Annotated in this window: 18 protein-coding genes and 1 pseudogene; 10 read left to right on the top strand and 9 right to left on the bottom strand. The window is 34.1% G+C overall.

Annotated elements, in window-relative coordinates; genetic code table 11:
* Positions 1-28: 28 nt before the first annotated feature.
* On the bottom strand, positions 29-358 hold the full coding sequence (locus IDG63_RS01660; RefSeq protein WP_031835118.1) for a hypothetical protein: 330 nt from the start codon (positions 356-358) through the stop codon (positions 29-31).
* Between the two features lie 295 nt (positions 359-653).
* On the opposite strand from IDG63_RS01660, the gene lqo reads away from it, so the two are divergent.
* A complete protein-coding gene (gene lqo, locus IDG63_RS01655) occupies positions 654-2,150 on the top strand; it encodes an L-lactate dehydrogenase (quinone) (RefSeq protein ID WP_001130051.1) in 1,497 nt (498 codons plus the stop codon).
* Positions 2,151-2,344: 194 nt separating this feature from the next.
* Here the strand turns inward: lqo and IDG63_RS01650 are convergent, their stop codons facing one another.
* Both IDG63_RS01650 and IDG63_RS01645 read right to left on the bottom strand, forming a co-directional pair.
* Positions 2,345-3,235 (bottom strand): fructose bisphosphate aldolase, encoded by an 891-nt coding sequence (locus IDG63_RS01650; RefSeq protein ID WP_001031406.1) that lies wholly within the window; start codon positions 3,233-3,235, stop codon positions 2,345-2,347.
* Between the two features lie 122 nt (positions 3,236-3,357).
* Positions 3,358-3,774: a hypothetical protein gene (locus tag IDG63_RS01645; protein WP_001641250.1), complete on the bottom strand. Its 417-nt coding sequence runs from the start codon at positions 3,772-3,774 to the stop codon at positions 3,358-3,360.
* Positions 3,775-4,031: 257 nt separating this feature from the next.
* Between IDG63_RS01645 and IDG63_RS01640 the strand changes: the two genes are divergently transcribed.
* Positions 4,032-5,369 (top strand): aspartate aminotransferase family protein, encoded by a 1,338-nt coding sequence (locus tag IDG63_RS01640; RefSeq protein WP_000030064.1) that lies wholly within the window; start codon positions 4,032-4,034, stop codon positions 5,367-5,369.
* 79 nt (positions 5,370-5,448) lie between these two features.
* On the opposite strand, the gene IDG63_RS01635 is transcribed toward IDG63_RS01640, so the two are convergent.
* Positions 5,449-6,897 (bottom strand): APC family permease, encoded by a 1,449-nt coding sequence (locus tag IDG63_RS01635; RefSeq protein ID WP_000534428.1) that lies wholly within the window; start codon positions 6,895-6,897, stop codon positions 5,449-5,451.
* A 686-nt stretch (positions 6,898-7,583) separates the two neighbouring features.
* Here IDG63_RS01635 and IDG63_RS01630 point away from each other — a divergent pair.
* Positions 7,584-8,543 carry an L-lactate dehydrogenase gene (locus IDG63_RS01630; RefSeq protein WP_000846637.1) on the top strand — a complete coding sequence of 320 codons (960 nt, stop codon included), beginning with the start codon at positions 7,584-7,586 and terminating at the stop codon, positions 8,541-8,543.
* Between the two features lie 277 nt (positions 8,544-8,820).
* A complete protein-coding gene (gene budA / locus IDG63_RS01625; RefSeq protein ID WP_000186117.1) occupies positions 8,821-9,525 on the top strand; it encodes an acetolactate decarboxylase in 705 nt (234 codons plus the stop codon).
* 85 nt (positions 9,526-9,610) lie between these two features.
* Here the strand turns inward: budA and IDG63_RS01620 are convergent, their stop codons facing one another.
* Positions 9,611-10,471, bottom strand: a complete 861-nt coding sequence (locus tag IDG63_RS01620) for an oxidoreductase (protein WP_000953566.1) — start codon at positions 10,469-10,471, stop codon at positions 9,611-9,613.
* 72 nt (positions 10,472-10,543) lie between these two features.
* Between IDG63_RS01620 and panB the strand changes: the two genes are divergently transcribed.
* Genes panB through panD form a run of 3 tightly spaced genes read left to right on the top strand, consistent with a single transcriptional unit; the run spans position 10,544 to position 12,591 of the window.
* The gene (gene panB / locus IDG63_RS01615; RefSeq protein ID WP_000860047.1) at positions 10,544-11,362 is read left to right on the top strand and encodes a 3-methyl-2-oxobutanoate hydroxymethyltransferase; all 819 of its coding nucleotides are present in this window, start codon (positions 10,544-10,546) and stop codon (positions 11,360-11,362) included.
* Entirely contained in the window at positions 11,355-12,206 is an 852-nt protein-coding gene (gene panC, locus IDG63_RS01610; RefSeq protein ID WP_000163735.1) for a pantoate--beta-alanine ligase, read from the top strand. The genes panB and panC overlap by 8 nt, the downstream gene beginning before the upstream one ends.
* 1 nt (position 12,207) lies before the next feature.
* Positions 12,208-12,591 (top strand): aspartate 1-decarboxylase, encoded by a 384-nt coding sequence (gene panD / locus IDG63_RS01605; protein WP_000621532.1) that lies wholly within the window; start codon positions 12,208-12,210, stop codon positions 12,589-12,591.
* A 128-nt stretch (positions 12,592-12,719) separates the two neighbouring features.
* On the opposite strand, the gene IDG63_RS01600 is transcribed toward panD, so the two are convergent.
* Complete coding sequence (locus IDG63_RS01600; RefSeq protein WP_086095911.1) at positions 12,720-14,402, bottom strand: CocE/NonD family hydrolase; 1,683 nt, start codon at positions 14,400-14,402, stop codon at positions 12,720-12,722.
* A gap of 56 nt (positions 14,403-14,458) precedes the next feature.
* Between IDG63_RS01600 and IDG63_RS01595 the strand changes: the two are divergent.
* A pseudogene (locus tag IDG63_RS01595) lies at positions 14,459-14,567 on the top strand (hypothetical protein).
* Entirely contained in the window at positions 14,545-15,132 is a 588-nt protein-coding gene (locus IDG63_RS01590) for a TetR/AcrR family transcriptional regulator (protein WP_000151112.1), read from the top strand. The pseudogene IDG63_RS01595 and the gene IDG63_RS01590 overlap by 23 nt, the downstream one beginning before the upstream one ends.
* A gap of 80 nt (positions 15,133-15,212) precedes the next feature.
* Here the strand turns inward: IDG63_RS01590 and IDG63_RS01585 are convergent, their stop codons facing one another.
* On the bottom strand, positions 15,213-15,662 hold the full coding sequence (locus tag IDG63_RS01585; protein ID WP_000125697.1) for a VOC family protein: 450 nt from the start codon (positions 15,660-15,662) through the stop codon (positions 15,213-15,215).
* 353 nt (positions 15,663-16,015) lie between these two features.
* On the opposite strand from IDG63_RS01585, the gene IDG63_RS01580 reads away from it, so the two are divergent.
* Positions 16,016-16,738 carry an epoxyqueuosine reductase QueH gene (locus IDG63_RS01580; protein ID WP_000606210.1) on the top strand — a complete coding sequence of 241 codons (723 nt, stop codon included), beginning with the start codon at positions 16,016-16,018 and terminating at the stop codon, positions 16,736-16,738.
* Between the two features lie 185 nt (positions 16,739-16,923).
* Here the strand turns inward: IDG63_RS01580 and IDG63_RS01575 are convergent, their stop codons facing one another.
* Entirely contained in the window at positions 16,924-17,199 is a 276-nt protein-coding gene (locus tag IDG63_RS01575; protein WP_000159837.1) for a hypothetical protein, read from the bottom strand.
* Positions 17,200-17,353: 154 nt separating this feature from the next.
* Entirely contained in the window at positions 17,354-18,418 is a 1,065-nt protein-coding gene (locus IDG63_RS01570) for a quinone-dependent dihydroorotate dehydrogenase (protein WP_000277419.1), read from the bottom strand.
* Between the last annotated feature and the right edge of the window lie 163 nt (positions 18,419-18,581).

Below are 18,581 nucleotides of genomic sequence, written 5' to 3'. Positions count from 1 at the left end.
GATGATACGCACTGGACTGCTTGTTTATTTATGATGTTCTTTGTCGTCTAGTTATAAATAATAAAATTAGTTTAGAAACAAGCGCAACCAGTATTAAGAATGAGAAAATATAAGATGTTAAACCTCGAATATCCCAGTTTAATAAAAATACATTACTATCACCGGCATTAAACTTAAACCCAGCATGTGTAAAAACGATAATCACAATGCCTATAAGTGAAAGATTCAAAATAATTTTCAATATTAAAGGTAATTGTGATGTTTTTCTTGGATGCAGATATTGAATCTCCTTTTTATGATTGATTTTACACTTATATTGTATCAAAATAGAGTATAGGTTTAAAATGCTATAAGCCAAATGTAGATTAAAACAATCGTTAGCTATTTGTTGTCAAATAATTATGATCGATTTGATATTTATCTTCTATGAATAAAAGATTTAATATATTGCAAAGTTAATGAATAATTATAATTTACATTTACCACTGCTTGCTTTAACATATACATGTAAGCACTAACTATAGTATTTTGTTACAGCGTATCAATTAAAACAGGAAGTTATCTATGGCGTTGATATTTTAAAGAAATATGTCAGTTTTATGTAACTTTCATATTGATGATACACATTTACAATTTTTGGAGAGGTGAAACCAATGGCTAAGTCTAATAGTAAAGACATCGTTTTAATTGGAGCCGGTGTACTTAGCACAACATTTGGTTCAATGTTAAAAGAAATTGAGCCAGACTGGAATATCCACGTTTACGAACGCTTGGATCGTCCTGCAATCGAAAGTTCAAACGAAAGAAATAATGCTGGTACGGGTCATGCAGCATTATGTGAGTTGAACTACACAGTTTTACAACCTGATGGTTCTATCGACATCGAAAAAGCGAAAGTGATTAACGAAGAGTTTGAGATTTCAAAACAATTCTGGGGTCACTTAGTGAAAAGCGGTAGCATCGAGAACCCAAGAGAATTTATCAATCCATTACCACACATCAGTTATGTTAGAGGTAAAAACAATGTTAAATTCTTAAAAGATCGTTACGAAGCGATGAAAGCTTTCCCTATGTTCGATAATATCGAATATACTGAAGACATCGAAGTAATGAAAAAATGGATTCCATTGATGATGAAAGGCCGTGAAGATAACCCTGGTATCATGGCGGCAAGTAAAATTGACGAAGGTACAGATGTAAACTTCGGTGAATTAACACGTAAAATGGCTAAAAGCATTGAAGCACATCCAAATGCTACAGTGCAATTTAACCATGAAGTTGTTGATTTTGAACAATTATCAAATGGTCAATGGGAAGTTACTGTTAAAAATCGCCTAACTGGTGAGAAATTCAAACAAGTAACTGACTATGTATTCATCGGTGCTGGCGGTGGAGCGATTCCATTATTACAAAAAACAGGTATCCCTGAAAGTAAACATTTGGGTGGATTCCCTATCAGTGGTCAATTCTTAGCTTGTACAAACCCACAAGTTATTGAACAACACGATGCCAAAGTTTATGGTAAAGAGCCACCTGGTACACCACCAATGACTGTACCTCATTTAGATACGCGTTACATTGACGGCCAAAGAACATTGTTATTTGGACCATTTGCTAATGTTGGACCTAAATTCTTGAAAAATGGTTCTAACTTAGATTTATTCAAGTCTGTTAAAACATACAACATTACAACTTTATTAGCAGCAGCAGTTAAAAACTTACCTTTAATTAAATACTCATTTGACCAAGTAATTATGACAAAAGAAGGTTGTATGAACCACTTACGTACTTTCTATCCAGAAGCACGTAATGAAGATTGGCAATTATACACTGCTGGTAAACGTGTACAAGTTATCAAAGATACACCTGAACACGGTAAAGGATTCATCCAATTCGGTACAGAAGTGGTTAACTCACAAGACCACACTGTAATCGCATTATTAGGTGAATCACCAGGGGCTTCAACTTCAGTTTCAGTTGCGTTAGAAGTATTAGAACGTAACTTCCCTGAATACAAAACTGAATGGGCACCTAAAATTAAGAAAATGATTCCATCATACGGTGAATCATTAATTGAAGACGAAAAATTAATGAGAAAAATCCGTAAACAAACTTCAAAAGACTTAGAATTAGGTTACTACGAAAACTAAATTCTAATAGCTATATTTAAAATCGGGCAACTGAGAAATCTTAAAGATTTTTCAGCTGTCCGATTTTTTTTACGTAATCTAATACATACGGCAAAATCAACTTTAATCAAAAAAGACTCATACACAATGCCCTTAAAGCACATGTATGAGTCCTTTTTAGTAGTTTATATCAAAAAATACGTTTAATGTATAAATTAGTTTTTGTTTACAGATGCGTCGTAGATTGATTCTACAGCATCACCTAAAGCTTTATCGAATTCTTCTTTAGATTGATCAGCTCTTAAATCACTAGCTAATGCACGTGAGAAACTTGCGATAAGTTCATCGTTATCTTTAAGTAATTCATTTGCTTTTTCTCTGCTGTAACCACCTGATAATACAACGACACGAACAACATTAGGATGTTCAGCTAACTCTTTGTATAAGTTTGGTTCAGTAGGAATTGTTAATTTCAACATTACTAATTGATCAGCATTTAAGTTATCTAAACCTTTTTTAAGTTCAGCTTTTAATACTTTTTCAATTTCAGCTTTGTCTTTTGCATTAATATTAACTTCTGGTTCGATAATTGGAACTAAACCTTTAGCAATAATTTGTTTAGCAACTTCAAATTGTTGTTCAACAACGTCTTTGATACCTTGCTCATTTAATTCTAAAATGTTAGAACGCATTTTTGTACCAAAAATGTGACGTTCGTTTGCACGGTCTAATAAACTGTCTAAGTTGTCGATTGGTTTCATTAATTGAACACCATTTTGCTCTTCAGCAAGACCTTTGTCTACTTTTAAGAACGGAACAACACCTTTATCAGCTAAGTAATCTGCAGTGTATTTGCCTTCTACTTCGCGATCCATTGTTTGTTCGAAAAGAATAGCACCCAAAATTTTATCTGGTGAGAATGAAGGTGAAGTTACCACACGTGTACGCATATCGTGAACAAGTTGGAACATTTCGTCTTCATTGCTATATTGATCTTCGTTTACACCATATTCTTTAAGTGCTTTTGGTGTACTACCACCACTTTGGTCTAATGCGGCAATAAAGCCTTTTCCATTTTTCATTTTTTCTAATTGCTCTTTATTCATACTTTCCACTCCTTAACTTTTCAATACACCTCCAGTATGATAAAAATGAGAACATTTCTCAAGTCATAAACCTTGAAAAGTGTATAAAATGTGAAAAATAATTGTCAGTTTAATTAAAAATATTATTTTATTCTAGGTATGACTAACGCTATTAATGACATAAAGAAAATATGTGTAATAATCCAACCGATTAATTCTGTCACACTAAATTGAAAAATTGGACGTTGCGCAATAAATACTAAAAAGGGATACAATGCTATAAATAAGAAAAATAAAGGGATATAACATAGATAGTAAAGCCTTTTAGAAGTATGAAACAGCAACACAAATACAAAATAAATGACGCTACCAATTAGTAAGTGACATATTATTTCTAGAATATATGGTGTATTATCAGAAGGAATTAGAAAATCTAAATTCAATAATAAAGCTTTTAAATGTGATTGATTGCTTATTAAGTCAAACAACATGGTCATCCATAGCAACATGAATGATATGAAAATAGCAGCAATGAAATGGAACAATACTTTTAAACGCATTCGTATCACCTCAGAGTCAAATGGAATATAGTAAACAATTCCCTAATCGAACAAAATTATGCGCATAAACAAAGTAGATTGATATAAAATTCTTAATTATCAGAATATATTTTCAAATCTGAATTTTATTAGTATATTGGATAGTATTCATAGAGGCATGACGGTATTTGAGCAGGATTTTAAATCGGATTTTATAATCGATTTAAGAGAGGCCACTTTGCTTGCACATTAATACTGTCAATGGGAGGGGAATGTATATGAGTAAAGCACATCAATTAATTCAAGAGGATGAACATTATTTTGCGAAATCAGGACGTATTAAATATTATCCGTTAGTGATTGATCATGGATATGGAGCAACATTGGTTGATATTGAGGGGAAGACATATATCGATTTGTTATCGAGTGCGAGTTCTCAAAACGTAGGTCATGCACCTAGAGAAGTAACAGAAGCGATAAAGGCACAAGTTGATAAATTTATTCATTATACACCAGCATATATGTATCATGAACCGTTGGTACGTTTAGCTAAGAAGCTTTGTGAGATTACACCTGGAGATTTTGAAAAAAGAGTGACCTTCGGATTAACCGGATCAGACGCAAATGATGGCATCATTAAATTTGCCAGAGCATATACAGGGCGTCCTTATATCATTAGTTTCACTAATGCATATCATGGTTCAACTTTTGGCTCATTGTCTATGTCAGCTATTAGTTTAAATATGCGCAAACATTATGGTCCGTTATTGAATGGTTTTTATCATATTCCGTTTCCAGATAAATATCGTGGTATGTACGAGCAGCCACAAGCTAATTCAGTAGAAGAATATTTAGCACCCTTAAAAGAAATGTTTGCGAAATATGTACCTGCTGACGAAGTAGCATGTATTGTTATTGAAACGATACAAGGCGATGGTGGACTTTTAGAACCAGTTCCAGGGTATTTTGAAGCGTTAGAAAAGATTTGTCGTGAACATGGTATTTTAATCGCTGTCGATGATATTCAACAAGGTTTTGGGCGAACAGGTACATGGAGTTCAGTCTCGCATTTTAATTTTACGCCTGATTTAATCACTTTCGGAAAATCCTTAGCAGGTGGTATGCCTATGTCAGCAATTGTTGGACGCAAAGAGATTATGAATTGTTTAGAAGCACCAGCACATTTATTTACAACAGGTGCTAATCCAGTTAGTTGTGAAGCTGCATTAGCCACAATTCAAATGATTGAAGATCAGTTGCTTCTTCAGGCTAGTGCGGAAAAAGGGGAATATGTTAGGAAACGAATGGATCAATGGGTATCTAAATACAATAGTGTAGGCGATGTTAGAGGTAAAGGTCTGAGCATTGGTATTGATATTGTTTCCGACAAAAAACTCAAAACACGTGATGCCAGTGCGGCACTTAAAATTTGTAATTACTGCTTTGAGCATGGCGTAGTTATTATAGCTGTAGCAGGAAATGTGTTGCGATTCCAACCGCCATTGGTGATAACATATGAGCAATTAGACACGGCGTTAAACACTATAGAAGATGCACTGACTGCTTTGGAAGCAGGTAACTTAGATCAATATGACATATCTGGACAAGGTTGGTAATAGCGATTATCTTAATATAAAATAAAAAATCATTTCCACATCTGGATGTTAATCAGATGGGAAATGATTTTTTTGATTTTTATTTTGGTGGGTGGTATTCAGCTACGTCATTTTTCTTAGAATGTCTAAGTCCATAACTTAAATATAGAATGATACCAACAATAAACCAAATTAAAGTGTATAATTTCGCTTCGAATCCTAATCCCCAGAATACTAGCAATACTAAAACAAATGTAACTGCTGGTAACACAGGATATAAAGGTAATTTAAATGCAGGAATTGGTAGATCTTTACCTTCACGCTTTCTCAAACGATACATTGCTAATGAAACGAACATAAATGCAACAAGTGTACCGGCTGAAATTAATTGTGCTAAAAATGCGAATGGGAACATAGAACCAATTAAAACACCAATAATAGTAAGTATAACTAGTGCGCGATTAGGTAAATGTTTGTCGTTTAAATGGCTTAACCATGAAGGTAATAAGCCGTCACGTCCAAATGAATAAAGTAAACGTGAGCCTGCTAACATCATACCAATTAATGCTGTAAACATACCGATAACAGAGATAGCTTGAACAATAGCTGCTACAACACCATGACCACTTTGACGTAAAGCCCAACCAACAGGTTCAGCATTGTTTGCGTATTGTGAGTAATGGAACATACCAACTAACACAAGTGCTACAGCAATAAATAATACGATAGCAACACTTAAAGAACCAAGAATACCTCTAGGCATTGTCTTTTGAGGGTCAAGTGCTTCTGCTGAGTTTGCTGCGATAGAATCGAAACCGATATACGCTAAGAAAATCATTGAAACACCAGCATATATGCCTTGCCAACCACCAAAGTCACCTGTAGCAGTTACTTTGTGTTCTGGAATAAATGGCACATAGTTACTAACATTTATTGCTGTTAAACCTACGATGACAAATAAAATAATAGCTAATACTTTTAAAATAACTAAAATATTTTCCATACGTGCTGCTTCCGACATACCACGTGATAGTAATAATGCAGTTAATAAAATAACGATAGCAGCAATAATATCGATAAAACCGCCATTCGTACCAAATGGATTTGATAATGCTGCAGGTAATTCGATGCCAATTGGTTTCACAAGTCCGCGTAAATTCGCTGAGAATCCTGATGCAACAAAGGCTACGGCGATAAAATATTCAGCTAATAGAGCCCAACCGGCAACCCATCCAAAAAATTCACCAAATAATACATTGACCCAAGAATAGGCTGAACCTGCAAATGGCATAGCGGCAGCCATTTCTGCATAAGTAAATGCAACTAAACCAGCAACAATAGCAGCGAGTAAGAATGATAACGCAACGGCCGGTCCTGCATGTTCTGCAGCAACAATGCCAGGTAGCGTAAAGATAGATGTCGATACAATTGTTCCTACACCTAAAGCTAAGAAATCACGCACCCGAAGTGTACGCTTTAAATGACCATCTTTATTTTGATAGATAGCCGGATCCTCTTTTCGTGCTATTTTATTGAAAAAACTTCCCATAAACTTTCCTCCCAAACATTCATAAACAATTCTATACGGTGTTTTTTAATATGTTATATCATAGCACAAATAATCAATATTTTGTCTAAAAATTCTGAAAAATCACAACTTTATGTTACGTATTAATGACTTGTCTTGATAACATCCATAGATTTTTTAAATGATAAAACTGATTATAACAGATATTAAATGAATAAGTACTATTTTTTGCTAATTTTCTAACAATTTTGCACATTATATTTTTAAAATCAATTTCATGTTTATGTCTGATTGGCTAGTTTGTATGAAATGTAATTCTTTGACTATAAAATGATGCATCAAATATGATGAGGGTAAGGCGGAAAATAGGAGGTTATATAGTAAGTCATTTAAGTCGAATAGCCATCCTTTTTAAAATGAAAAAAATAGAAAGCTCAATAGTTTGTTAAAGCCTTTAAATAGCGTCGTTACGCAATTTTAGAATGCTAAAAATTGTCACAAATTTCAAATTACGTGCTAAAGCTTGAGATATCAATATTTATTGGCGATAGAGTGTAATTTGACTCCGCTTACATCTCAGTTTTATGTTTGTAATTTGGTAGCATAATATTATAATAAAATAAAATTGTTAATCTTTAATTTCAGTATAGATATTTTTACGTGTAGTCACGTGTAAAATAAATTCAATTAGGTTAGGAGACATAATTATGAAAACATTTGGTAAAAAGGTTGTATTAATCGGAGATGGATCTGTAGGATCAAGCTATGCCTTTGCAATGGTTACGCAAGGTGTTGCTGATGAATTTGTAATTATTGACATTGCAAAAGACAAAGTAAAAGCAGATGTTCAAGATTTAAACCATGGTACAGTCCACAGTCCTTCACCAGTTGATGTGAAAGCAGGTGAATACGAAGACTGTAAAGATGCAGATTTAGTTGTTATTACAGCTGGTGCACCTCAAAAGCCAGGTGAAACACGTTTACAATTAGTTGAAAAAAATACTAAGATTATGAAGAGCATCGTTAAGAGTGTTATGGATAGTGGCTTTGATGGATATTTCTTAATCGCGGCAAACCCTGTAGACATTTTAACAAGATTTGTAAAAGAATATACTGGATTACCAGCAGAGCGTGTTATCGGTTCAGGTACTGTATTGGACAGTGCACGTTTACAATATTTAATTAGCCAAGAACTTGGTGTTGCACCTTCAAGTGTTGACGCTAGTATTATTGGCGAGCATGGTGATACTGAACTTGCAGTTTGGTCACAAGCAAATGTAGCAGGTATTTCAGTATATGACACATTAAAAGAACAAACTGGTAGCGAAGCTAAAGCGGAAGAAATTTATGTGAATACACGTGACGCTGCTTATGAAATTATCCAAGCTAAAGGGTCAACATACTATGGTATTGCATTAGCATTGATGCGCATTTCAAAAGCCATTTTAAATAATGAAAATAATGTCTTAAATGTTTCTATACAATTAGATGGTCAATATGGTGGTCACAAAGGCGTTTACCTAGGTGTACCAACATTAGTTAACCAACATGGCGCAGTTAAAATTTATGAAATGCCATTAAGTGCCGAAGAACAAGCGTTGTTCGATAAATCTGTTAAAACATTAGAAGATACATTTGATTCAATTAAATATTTATTAGAAGACTAAGCCTATTTTAAGTATTAATTAGAAATATATTAATGGTAAGAGGATCTATTAGTGTTGCAGTAACACGTGGCACTGATAGGTCCATTTTTTTAGCAAGCATTGATAGAGGCAATACTTTTGCGTAAAATAATAATTGAATAAAGTATTATGACTCGTGAAAATTTAGTGACATGAATAAAAATGTTGAGGCGTCATTGAGTATAAAGGAAAGTAGTTCTGCATTAATCACGAAGTAGAGCATGACAACGAGGAATAACTATAGGGAGATGGTTTTGGAATGACGAATGTCTTGTATCAACATGGTACATTAGGTACGTTAATGGCTGGCTTACTAGAAGGCACAGCTACAATTAATGAATTGTTAGAACATGGGAATTTAGGGATTGCAACGTTAACAGGGTCTGATGGCGAAGTAATATTTTTAGACGGAAAGGCATATCATGCTAACGAGCATAAAGAATTTATAGAATTAAAAGGCGATGAGAAAGTACCGTATGCATCGATTACTAATTTTAAAGCGAGTAAGACATTTCCATTGCAACAATTATCACAAGATGATGTATTTGCACAAATTAAAAATGAAATGTTAAGTGAGAATTTATTTTCGGCTGTTAAAATTTATGGCACATTTAAACATATGCATGTACGAATGATGCCTGCTCAGCAACCGCCATATACACGTTTGATTGATTCAGCACGCAGACAACCTGAGGAAAAAAGACAAGATATTCGTGGTGCCATTGTTGGATTTTTTACACCAGAATTATTTCATGGCGTAGGGTCTGCTGGTTTTCATATACATTTTGCGGATGATGAAAGAGCTTATGGTGGACATGTTCTTGACTTTGAAGTGGATGACGTTGTCGTTGAGATACAAAACTTTGAAACATTCCAACAACATTTCCCGGTAAATAACGAGACGTTTGTTAAAGCGAAAATAGACTATAAAGATGTGGCAGAAGAAATTAGAGAAGCTGAATAGTCTAATATAATTAAAAGACCTTAGCGATATTAGGAACAGGTGGTTCTAAATGCATCGTTAAGGTCTTTTTATATTATATATGTGCTTACATATTTTGTTGATACGCGCGTAAAAAGCTATAAATAGTATCAAGATATGGGGTGTCAAGATTGTGTTCACGTGCACGTCGATAAATAAAGCCTTGAATCGCTTCGACTTCAAGAGGTTGCTGATGCACAATGTCGTAATACATGCTCGTTCCCATTTCGTCGGGATAACCTTGATATATAGTCATAATAGTATCGACAGTTTGTTCTGAAAAGTCTAACCCCTCTGCCTGTGCAACACGACAACCATCTAGTAATAGCTGTCTACACAGTGTACGTATTTCAGGATTATGCATGATTGCAACTGTCTGTCTCCCGAGTGCTGTGATAGAATTAATGCCCAAGTTAACTAACAATTTATACCAAATAGCTTGTTGAATATTTGCTTCTAATACAATGTCGATTTGACTGTCTTGGACCAAATCTCTAAATTGTCGTGTTAATGCATTATCTTGTATACGTAATTGATAATCTCTGAAGTGCGTAACAACATCGCCTTTCTTTTGACCACTTATATAGACAACTGCTTGGCATACGTTTTTAAATGAAATATGTTCGAGTTGACCATAACCATTTTGGGCTAAAATGATGAGCGTGTCCTCATGTGCAAGATGAGTTAAATGAGGAATAACTGCATCAAGTTGATGTGTTTTGACTGCAATAATAATAACATCAAATGTGTTTGTGACATCTTCATAACCTTTCACAACAATATCTTGTGCAGGTGCATGTGGTACAGTATAATATGTTATTGTTTTGGCGTGTCTCCCGATAAGCGTTGTATGAGGCAATGATTGTTGTAATTCATAGGCAATAGTTGTACCGACAGCGCCTGGGCCGATAATCGCAACTGATAACATCTTCTTCTTTCCTTTCTATAAAAGATTCATTATACTATTTCTAATAATACTGCAAAAAGAGGTTGAATAACATTGAAAACAGTAAGTCAATTAATAGATATGAAACAAAAGCAAACTAAAATTTCTATGGTAACAGCTTATGATTTTCCAAGTGCTAAACAAGTGGAAGCAGCGGGTATTGATATGATTCTTGTTGGGGATTCACTTGGTATGACTGTATTAGGTTATGAAAGTACCGTACAAGTGACGTTAGCAGATATGATTCATCACGGTCGTGCAGTAAGAAGAGGCGCACCAAATACATTTGTAGTTGTTGATATGCCGATTGGTGCAGTAGGCATCTCTATGACACAAGACTTAAATCATGCTCTAAAGCTTTATCAGGAGACGAATGCAAATGCAATTAAAGCAGAAGGAGCGCATATTACACCATTTATTGAAAAAGCAACGGCAATTGGTATTCCTGTTGTTGCACATTTAGGATTAACACCTCAAAGTGTTGGCGTTATGGGGTATAAATTACAAGGTGCAACGAAAGAAGCAGCGGAGCAACTTATTTTAGATGCGAAAAATGTAGAACAAGCTGGTGCAGTAGCGTTAGTACTTGAAGCAATTCCAAATGATTTAGCAGAAGAAATTAGCAAGCACTTAACAATTCCAGTCATTGGTATTGGTGCAGGAAAAGGTACAGATGGTCAAGTATTGGTTTATCACGATATGTTAAATTATGGTGTTGAACATAAAGCGAAATTTGTGAAGCAATTTGCTGATTTTAGTGTTGGTGTGGATGGTTTAAAACAATACGATCAAGAAGTTAAATCTGGTGCATTTCCATCAGAAGAATATACGTATAAAAAGAAAATTATGAATGAGGTTAATAACAATGACTAAGCTGATTACTACGGTAAAAGAGATGCAACACATTGTTAAAGCAGCCAAACGCTCAGGCACAACGATTGGTTTTATCCCAACAATGGGTGCCTTACATGATGGACATTTAACGATGGTACGCGAATCAGTTAGTACAAATGATATTACAATTGTGAGTGTATTTGTTAATCCATTACAATTTGGTCCAAACGAAGATTTCGATGCTTATCCGAGACAAATTGATAAAGATTTAGAATTAGTATCAGAAGTAGGAGCGGACATTGTTTTTCATCCTGCAGTAGAAGATATGTATCCAGGTGAATTAGGTATTGATGTCAAAGTAGGCCCATTAGCTGATGTGTTAGAAGGAGCGAAGCGTCCAGGGCATTTTGATGGGGTGGTAACAGTAGTTAATAAGCTATTTAATATTGTTATGCCGGATTATGCTTATTTTGGTAAAAAAGATGCCCAGCAATTGGCTATTGTCGAGCAAATGGTAAAAGACTTCAATCATGCCGTTGAAATTATTGGTATTGATATCGTTCGAGAAGCAGATGGTTTGGCGAAAAGTTCAAGAAATGTTTATTTAACGGAGCAAGAACGACAAGAAGCGGTACATTTAAGTAAAAGTTTGCTATTAGCACAAGCGTTGTATCAAGACGGTGAACGTCAAAGTAAAGTAATTATAGACAGGGTTACTGAATATCTTGAATCACATATAAGTGGACGCATTGAAGAAGTTGCTGTTTATAGTTATCCTCAATTAGTAGAACAACACGAAATAACTGGACGCATATTTATCTCGTTAGCTGTTAAATTTTCAAAAGCGCGTTTAATAGATAATATAATAATTGGAGCTGAATAAAGTGATAAGAACAATGATGAATGCTAAAATTCATAGAGCAAGAGTGACTGAGTCAAATTTAAATTATGTAGGTAGCATTACGATTGATTCAGATATATTGGAAGCGGTAGACATCTTGCCAAATGAAAAAGTAGCCATCGTGAATAATAATAATGGTGCACGTTTTGAAACATACGTAATAGCTGGTGAAAGAGGTAGTGGTAAAATTTGTTTAAACGGTGCAGCGTCAAGACTTGTTGAAGTAGGCGATGTAGTCATAATCATGACTTATGCACAGTTGAATGAAGAAGAAATTAAAAACCATGCACCTAAAGTAGCAGTAATGAATGAAGACAATGTCATTATTGAAATGATTCATGAAAAAGAAAATACGATAGTGTTATAAAATTAAATAGCCATCAATAATAAAAAGGGCCACACCTTGGTTTAAGATTCCAAGCGTGTGGCTTTCTCTTGTTATACAGTCCTATCACTATGTCACTTTTAATCAAAAGCGACCGTAATTGCTGCATATCAATTAACGATAGGAATGATTAATTGTGAATCATATTTACCACCAGTATAAATCATGTGCATGCCTTTATTTACGGTTTCTTCATGTTCATAACGTGTTTTCATGCCAGGAGTACTATTACCAATTACAATTTCACTACCCTTTACAACAACTTCCAATGTTTCGCCTTGTTTAAATAGCGTGCCTGAAGGTAACAATTCGATTTCAACAGGTACAATCTCATCTTGTGACAACTTTAATTCTGTTTCATGTTTATGCCAAGGTTGCGCGATTGAGGATTTTTCTTGATCTAATTCACGATGTGATACGCGTAACCAACCAGTAGCTACTTGACCATTTTCAATATGATTAAAATCAGGGAAGTTAACTTCATTACCACGACGATCTAACTTTTTAATACCTGCAAATAAATCCATATCATCTGAGTCTTTAGTGCTTACCCATAGTTTTAAGTTCATGTTTCCAACTAACTCAGTATCTTTGTCAAACGTATATTTAAAACTTACATCTTGTTGTTTATCTTCAGAGTCATATTGTGCGACATGCGCGCTACTAATCTTTGCATGATTCAATGTGTGATTTTCAGCATTCAAATACAATGGTGTATATTCTGTGTTAGGTAAAGGGAACGCTGACGCTGATTTGAATTCGCCTTTATAAAATTGATCTCTAACTTCATAAATGACATGAGGCGTATCTTTCCAATCGTTATTTTCTTCTTTAAGGTAAAAATCAAAGAATGATTTTTGGCGTTCGAGATTTTCTCTAGCGTAGTAACTTTCCCACTCTTTACGTCCATGCACATATAGCCATTTTTCTTCTGATACAGCTTGTTTAAATCCTTCAAAAGAGCCACGGTTGTGCAAACCTTGTGTAGACCAACTAGCACATGTTAGTAGAGGTGCTTTAATTTGTGATAATTGCACTTGATGCTGTTTCCAAAAATCATCGAACAAAGGGTGTTCTTGTTGTGCTTGAATCAAGTCTTCGATATTTGGATTATCTGTCCATCTCGCAAAAATACCTTGAGTCCAGAAACGATAAAAGCCAGTATCCGGTATACCTCCATGAAAGGCTACTTCTCTATACATATCATTTAAGCCTTCCCAAGGAATCATTGCTTTTAAATGTGGTGGATTTAATGATGCGACCCACCATTGAGTCACCGCAAGATAAGAAACACCATTTGTCCCGATATTTCCATTACTCCATGACTGATTTGCTGCCCATTCAATCACTTCGTAATAATCTTCCGCTTCTCTTTTTGACCATGGAGATAAGACGCCTTTTGATTTGTCACTACCGCGTAATGCAACTTTAACTACAACATAATCATTTGGCACCCAAAATCCTGGGTCTGGTGATTCTTCAGGTGTAAAACTAGATGTCGGAATGGCGCCTAATGTTGGCCAAAGGGCACCCATATTGGTGATTTTAGGCTTATTATCTTTACCATAAGTATCTGCAGACATAACTACAGGGAATTTGCCATCTTTATTTGGTCTGAAAATATTAATATATAATTTTTCGCCATCGCGCATTTCCACAGTGACATCTTTTTCCATAATCATTTCTTGATTTCCATATTGAACACTGTCGACAACGATGTGGTTAATACCGGCTTTCACTTCATTGACATGAGTTACAGTTAATTTTGGATTTCCTAGTAAATGTTGGTTCATTGTTATCACCTTTTTCTGTTTGTTTGTATCACCTATATTAAACAGGTAAACATTGTGTGCCAATCATCAATGTTGGAGATTTGTAGGATAATGAAAATAACATTTATAATTGTTTATAATCATTGGGGAGGACTTGATACAAATGACTATAGATCGACGTATTAGAAAATCACAAGTTGCAATGAGAAATGCATTTATTGAACTTTTACATCAACACCAATTAGAAGAGATTACTGTGCAACAAATTGCAGATTTAGCTGATGTTAACCGTAGTACATTTTATACGCATTATTATGATAAGTATGATTTGCTTGAAAAATTAGAGGACCAGCAGTTGGAGGAAATAAGAGACTTCATTCATGATGAGAAGTTAAATGGAGCAGTTAAGTTATCCACGGATAACATACATCAAATTATGACCGTTTTAATAGAAATGATAGAAAAAGACATCGCATTTTATCAATTGATGTTTCGTATGGGTAAAGATTCAAATATCCACGAAAAACTTTATGATTTAATTATGTGTCATTTACAACGTTATAAAAATGAAAATGATCAAATTAATGGTATACCATTTTCTTATTTCATGAGTTATGTTTCAGGTGCGGGATTGTCTTTTATAAGACATTGGGTAGAAGATCCAAACCGTATAGACAAAGTTGACTTAATAAGGCATTTTAATACGATTGTCAATCAAGGGCCAGCAACGATAATTAAAAATATACAATAAAATAAGGCAAGCCATGAATCGAGAGTGGCTTGCCTTGCTAAATAACATAAGCTTATTAAATGATATCTTTATCAATAACATTATTGTTGGATTGCAGTATAGTCTTGACCATGTAACATCCAACGAACACCGTATTTATCGGTAAAGACGCCCATTTTGCCACCCCAGAATTGGTCAGCAAACGGTAATTCTATTTCAATTGAAGAATGATCTTTAATTTGCTCATAGAATGCTTCAACTTTATCAGCATCTTCCTTATTGTTAACATCATAATCAATTAATAATGATATGCCATTATTAATTTTGTCAGCGCGACCAAAAGAATCAGAACATAGCACTTTTACGCCAAGCACTTCAAACTCAGCATGCATAGTTGCTTCTTGCGCTTCTTCCTTAGTCATGCCAAAATGTGACGCTTGTTCTTCGCCAACTTCTAAACGTTTAACGTCAGTTGCACCAAATACTTCTTCGTAATATGCAATGGCTTCTTTTGAATTTTCAAAAGCGATATAAGGGAATAATGCTGTCATATAAAACACCTCAATGTATTATTTTTATTACTAACACCATGTTACATTAAAAAATGGCAAAAGTATAACTTTTACGATGAATTGAAGTCAATCTTTTGTAAAATACACGATAAATTGTAAGATGAAATTGATTTAAATGAAGTAAACATATATATGACATACAAAAAATGAAAATGACACAGAGACGTATGTGTTGTTTAGTGTTTTAAAATTCAAGTTTAAAAAATGCTTTTAGATACATAAGGGATTTTCGAAATATAAATGCATTAAAATGAATTTCTAACTTTTTTGACTGACATTTAATATGAATCATATATAATAGAAATTAATGATTAAATGTGGGAGGTTAAATCATGATTAATGCTGAACCTATTATCAGTAAAATGAAAAATCAAAAAATTAATTATGACAAGGTGTTGAAGAAATTAATCGGGCAGTGGGAAAGAGAAGCAATCAGACCTAAAATCTTATTGCATAGTTGTTGTGCACCTTGTAGTACATATACATTAGAGTTTTTAACACAATATGCAGACATTGCAATTTATTTCGCGAATTCAAATATTCATCCGAAAAATGAATATTTACGACGTGCTAAAGTGCAAGAACAATTTGTGGAAGATTTTAATCGCAAGACTGGTGCGAATGTGAAGTATATTGAAGCACCTTATGAACCGCATAAGTTTGTGAAAATGGTGAAGGATAAAGAATTAGCTGATGAAAAAGAAGGCGGCTTACGTTGTACCGCTTGTTTTGAAATGCGTTTGGATATTGTAGCGAAAGCAGCTGTAGAACATGGCTATGATTATTTTGGCAGTGCAATCACATTATCACCTAAAAAGAACGCACAATTAATCAATGAACTTGGTATGGATGTCCAAAAAATATACGATGTGAACTATTTGCCAAGTGATTTTAAGAAAAGTAAAGGTTATGAGCGTTCCATAGAAATGTGTAATGACTATAATATCTTTAGGCAGTGTTATTGTGGATGTGTCTTTGCAGCGATGCAACAAGGTATTGATTTTAAAACAGTTAATAAAGAAGCGAAAGCATTTTTAGAACAATATCCAGATTAATCATTGGAAATGAGATAAAAGGCAAGAACGTATACATGCCATATCCCATTAAAAATTATCAAATAGAAACCCGAGATTTTAGTGAAATGAATCATACTAAAATCTCGGGTTATTTATATAATCGTAAATATTGTAGATATAATGAATAACTGGATCCTGAGACATAAAACAATGTCTCACTCTAATTACATCATTTTATGAACAAATCTTATAATTGCTAAAATGACAATGACAAGTGTTGAAATAAGTGAAAACACTTTAAACTTTTTATAGTCATTTTTCGTTTCATTTTCTCCTGTTTTCATCATTTCACGTAGCTCTTGCTCGATTTCTAAATCAAGATCTGTTTTACGATAACCATTCAAACCTTGACGTTCATCTTCTTCAGGTTGATTTTGTTGCTGTGTGTCTTTGTTGTCAGAAGTCGCTACTGTTTTTTTATTATCTGTTTCTTTAGTCATAACAAACGCCTCCGTTATAAAACGCTATATTTAATGATATGTGATATTTAAGCCATTATTTTGAAAAATGGTGATAAATATATCTTCTTGAGTTATATCATAATTTTAATAAGACGATTCAGCAAGTTTTAAAGTATTATTTGACTATGTTGGATTAGGCATCTAGTCCTATAATATCACTGACATTGTCAAAATGATGATCTTTTAAGTAACGTGCGATGCCTTTGTTCATTTTCTTAGTTAAACCTGGGCCTTCAATAACAAGTGATGAATAAATTTGAATAAGTGACGCACCGTGACGCATCATTTTGATTGCATCTTCAGTACTGAATACGCCGCCTGTACCTATAATTAAAAATTCACCATTTGTTTGCTGATAAGCATACTTAATCAATTTTAAATTACGTTCAAATAATGGACGACCACTCAAACCGCCTTCTTCGACTTTATTAGCAGAAGTTAAACCATCTCGTTGTCGCGTTGTGTTTGCTAAGATGATACCGTCAAATGTCTCAGTAATCGCTGGTAATAGTGCTTTTAAGCCATCGAAATCCATATCAGACGTTAGTTTTAAATAAATTGGCACTGTTACATCATGTTGTTTTTTAAATGTTGTCAAAGCTTGACATAACATTGAAAATTCATCTTTATCATGGAAATTTTGAAGGTTTTCAGTATTTGGAGAACTGATATTGACTGTGAAAAATGAAACGTCGTGTTTAAACGTATCAATGACTTTTATATAATCTTGATAACGCGCTTCATAAGGTGTCATTTTATTCACACCAACATTGATACCAACAGGTACTTGATAAGCATTTTTACGCAAATGACTTAGTGCTTTGTTCATACCAATATTATTGAAGCCCATTCGATTTATCAAGGCGTCATCTTCTAATAATCTAAACATGCGTGGTTGAGGGTTACCCGGTTGAGGTTTAGGTGTGATACCACCTAATTCTAAAGCACCGAATCCAAGGTGTTCCAATGCTTTTGGTACTTCGCAAGATTTGTCGAAACCAGCTGCTAAGCCAATTGGATTGTCGTACGTATTACCTTGTATCGTTTGTGATAACGTTGGATTCTTATAAGTAAATAGTTTATCGACGACTGGGAATAAAACCGGAAACTTTTGTAACGTTTTTAATGCATCGATAGTTAGTCCGTGTGCTTTTTCGGGTTCGATTTTGAATAAGAAAGGTTTAATTAATTTGTACATGAGTATGCTCCTATTTCATTATATTTGAGGCTTACTATCCTCAACTTAATATATGTGAAATATATTCTTTTAATAGACTAGCATTTCCCTACATAATTTCCTAGTTAAAACTAAAAAGTTTTGAAAATTGACGCAAGTTTGAATAACGTTTTTAAGATTAAAT

The organism is Staphylococcus sp. EG-SA-14 (assembly GCF_017151935.1).
Taxonomy (GTDB): domain Bacteria; phylum Bacillota; class Bacilli; order Staphylococcales; family Staphylococcaceae; genus Staphylococcus; species Staphylococcus aureus.
This window is presented reverse-complemented; position numbering and strand designations above follow the sequence as displayed.

Bases quoted from the DNA above. Each gene is read 5' to 3' on its own strand.
- IDG63_RS01580 (WP_000606210.1), top strand. From the start codon at position 16,016: ATGATTAATGCTGAACCTATTATCAGTAAAATGAAAAATCAAAAAATT.
- panC (WP_000163735.1), top strand. From the start codon at position 11,355: ATGACTAAGCTGATTACTACGGTAAAAGAGATGCAACACATTGTTAAA.
- IDG63_RS01650 (WP_001031406.1), bottom strand. From the start codon at position 3,235: ATGAATAAAGAGCAATTAGAAAAAATGAAAAATGGAAAAGGCTTTATT.
- IDG63_RS01575 (WP_000159837.1), bottom strand. From the start codon at position 17,199: ATGACTAAAGAAACAGATAATAAAAAAACAGTAGCGACTTCTGACAAC.
- IDG63_RS01600 (WP_086095911.1), bottom strand. From the start codon at position 14,402: ATGAACCAACATTTACTAGGAAATCCAAAATTAACTGTAACTCATGTC.
- IDG63_RS01645 (WP_001641250.1), bottom strand. From the start codon at position 3,774: ATGCGTTTAAAAGTATTGTTCCATTTCATTGCTGCTATTTTCATATCA.
- IDG63_RS01620 (WP_000953566.1), bottom strand. From the start codon at position 10,471: ATGTTATCAGTTGCGATTATCGGCCCAGGCGCTGTCGGTACAACTATT.
- IDG63_RS01590 (WP_000151112.1), top strand. From the start codon at position 14,545: ATGACTATAGATCGACGTATTAGAAAATCACAAGTTGCAATGAGAAAT.
- IDG63_RS01630 (WP_000846637.1), top strand. From the start codon at position 7,584: ATGAAAACATTTGGTAAAAAGGTTGTATTAATCGGAGATGGATCTGTA.
- IDG63_RS01570 (WP_000277419.1), bottom strand. From the start codon at position 18,418: ATGTACAAATTAATTAAACCTTTCTTATTCAAAATCGAACCCGAAAAA.
- budA (WP_000186117.1), top strand. From the start codon at position 8,821: ATGACGAATGTCTTGTATCAACATGGTACATTAGGTACGTTAATGGCT.
- IDG63_RS01640 (WP_000030064.1), top strand. From the start codon at position 4,032: ATGAGTAAAGCACATCAATTAATTCAAGAGGATGAACATTATTTTGCG.
- IDG63_RS01585 (WP_000125697.1), bottom strand. From the start codon at position 15,662: ATGACAGCATTATTCCCTTATATCGCTTTTGAAAATTCAAAAGAAGCC.
- lqo (WP_001130051.1), top strand. From the start codon at position 654: ATGGCTAAGTCTAATAGTAAAGACATCGTTTTAATTGGAGCCGGTGTA.
- IDG63_RS01635 (WP_000534428.1), bottom strand. From the start codon at position 6,897: ATGGGAAGTTTTTTCAATAAAATAGCACGAAAAGAGGATCCGGCTATC.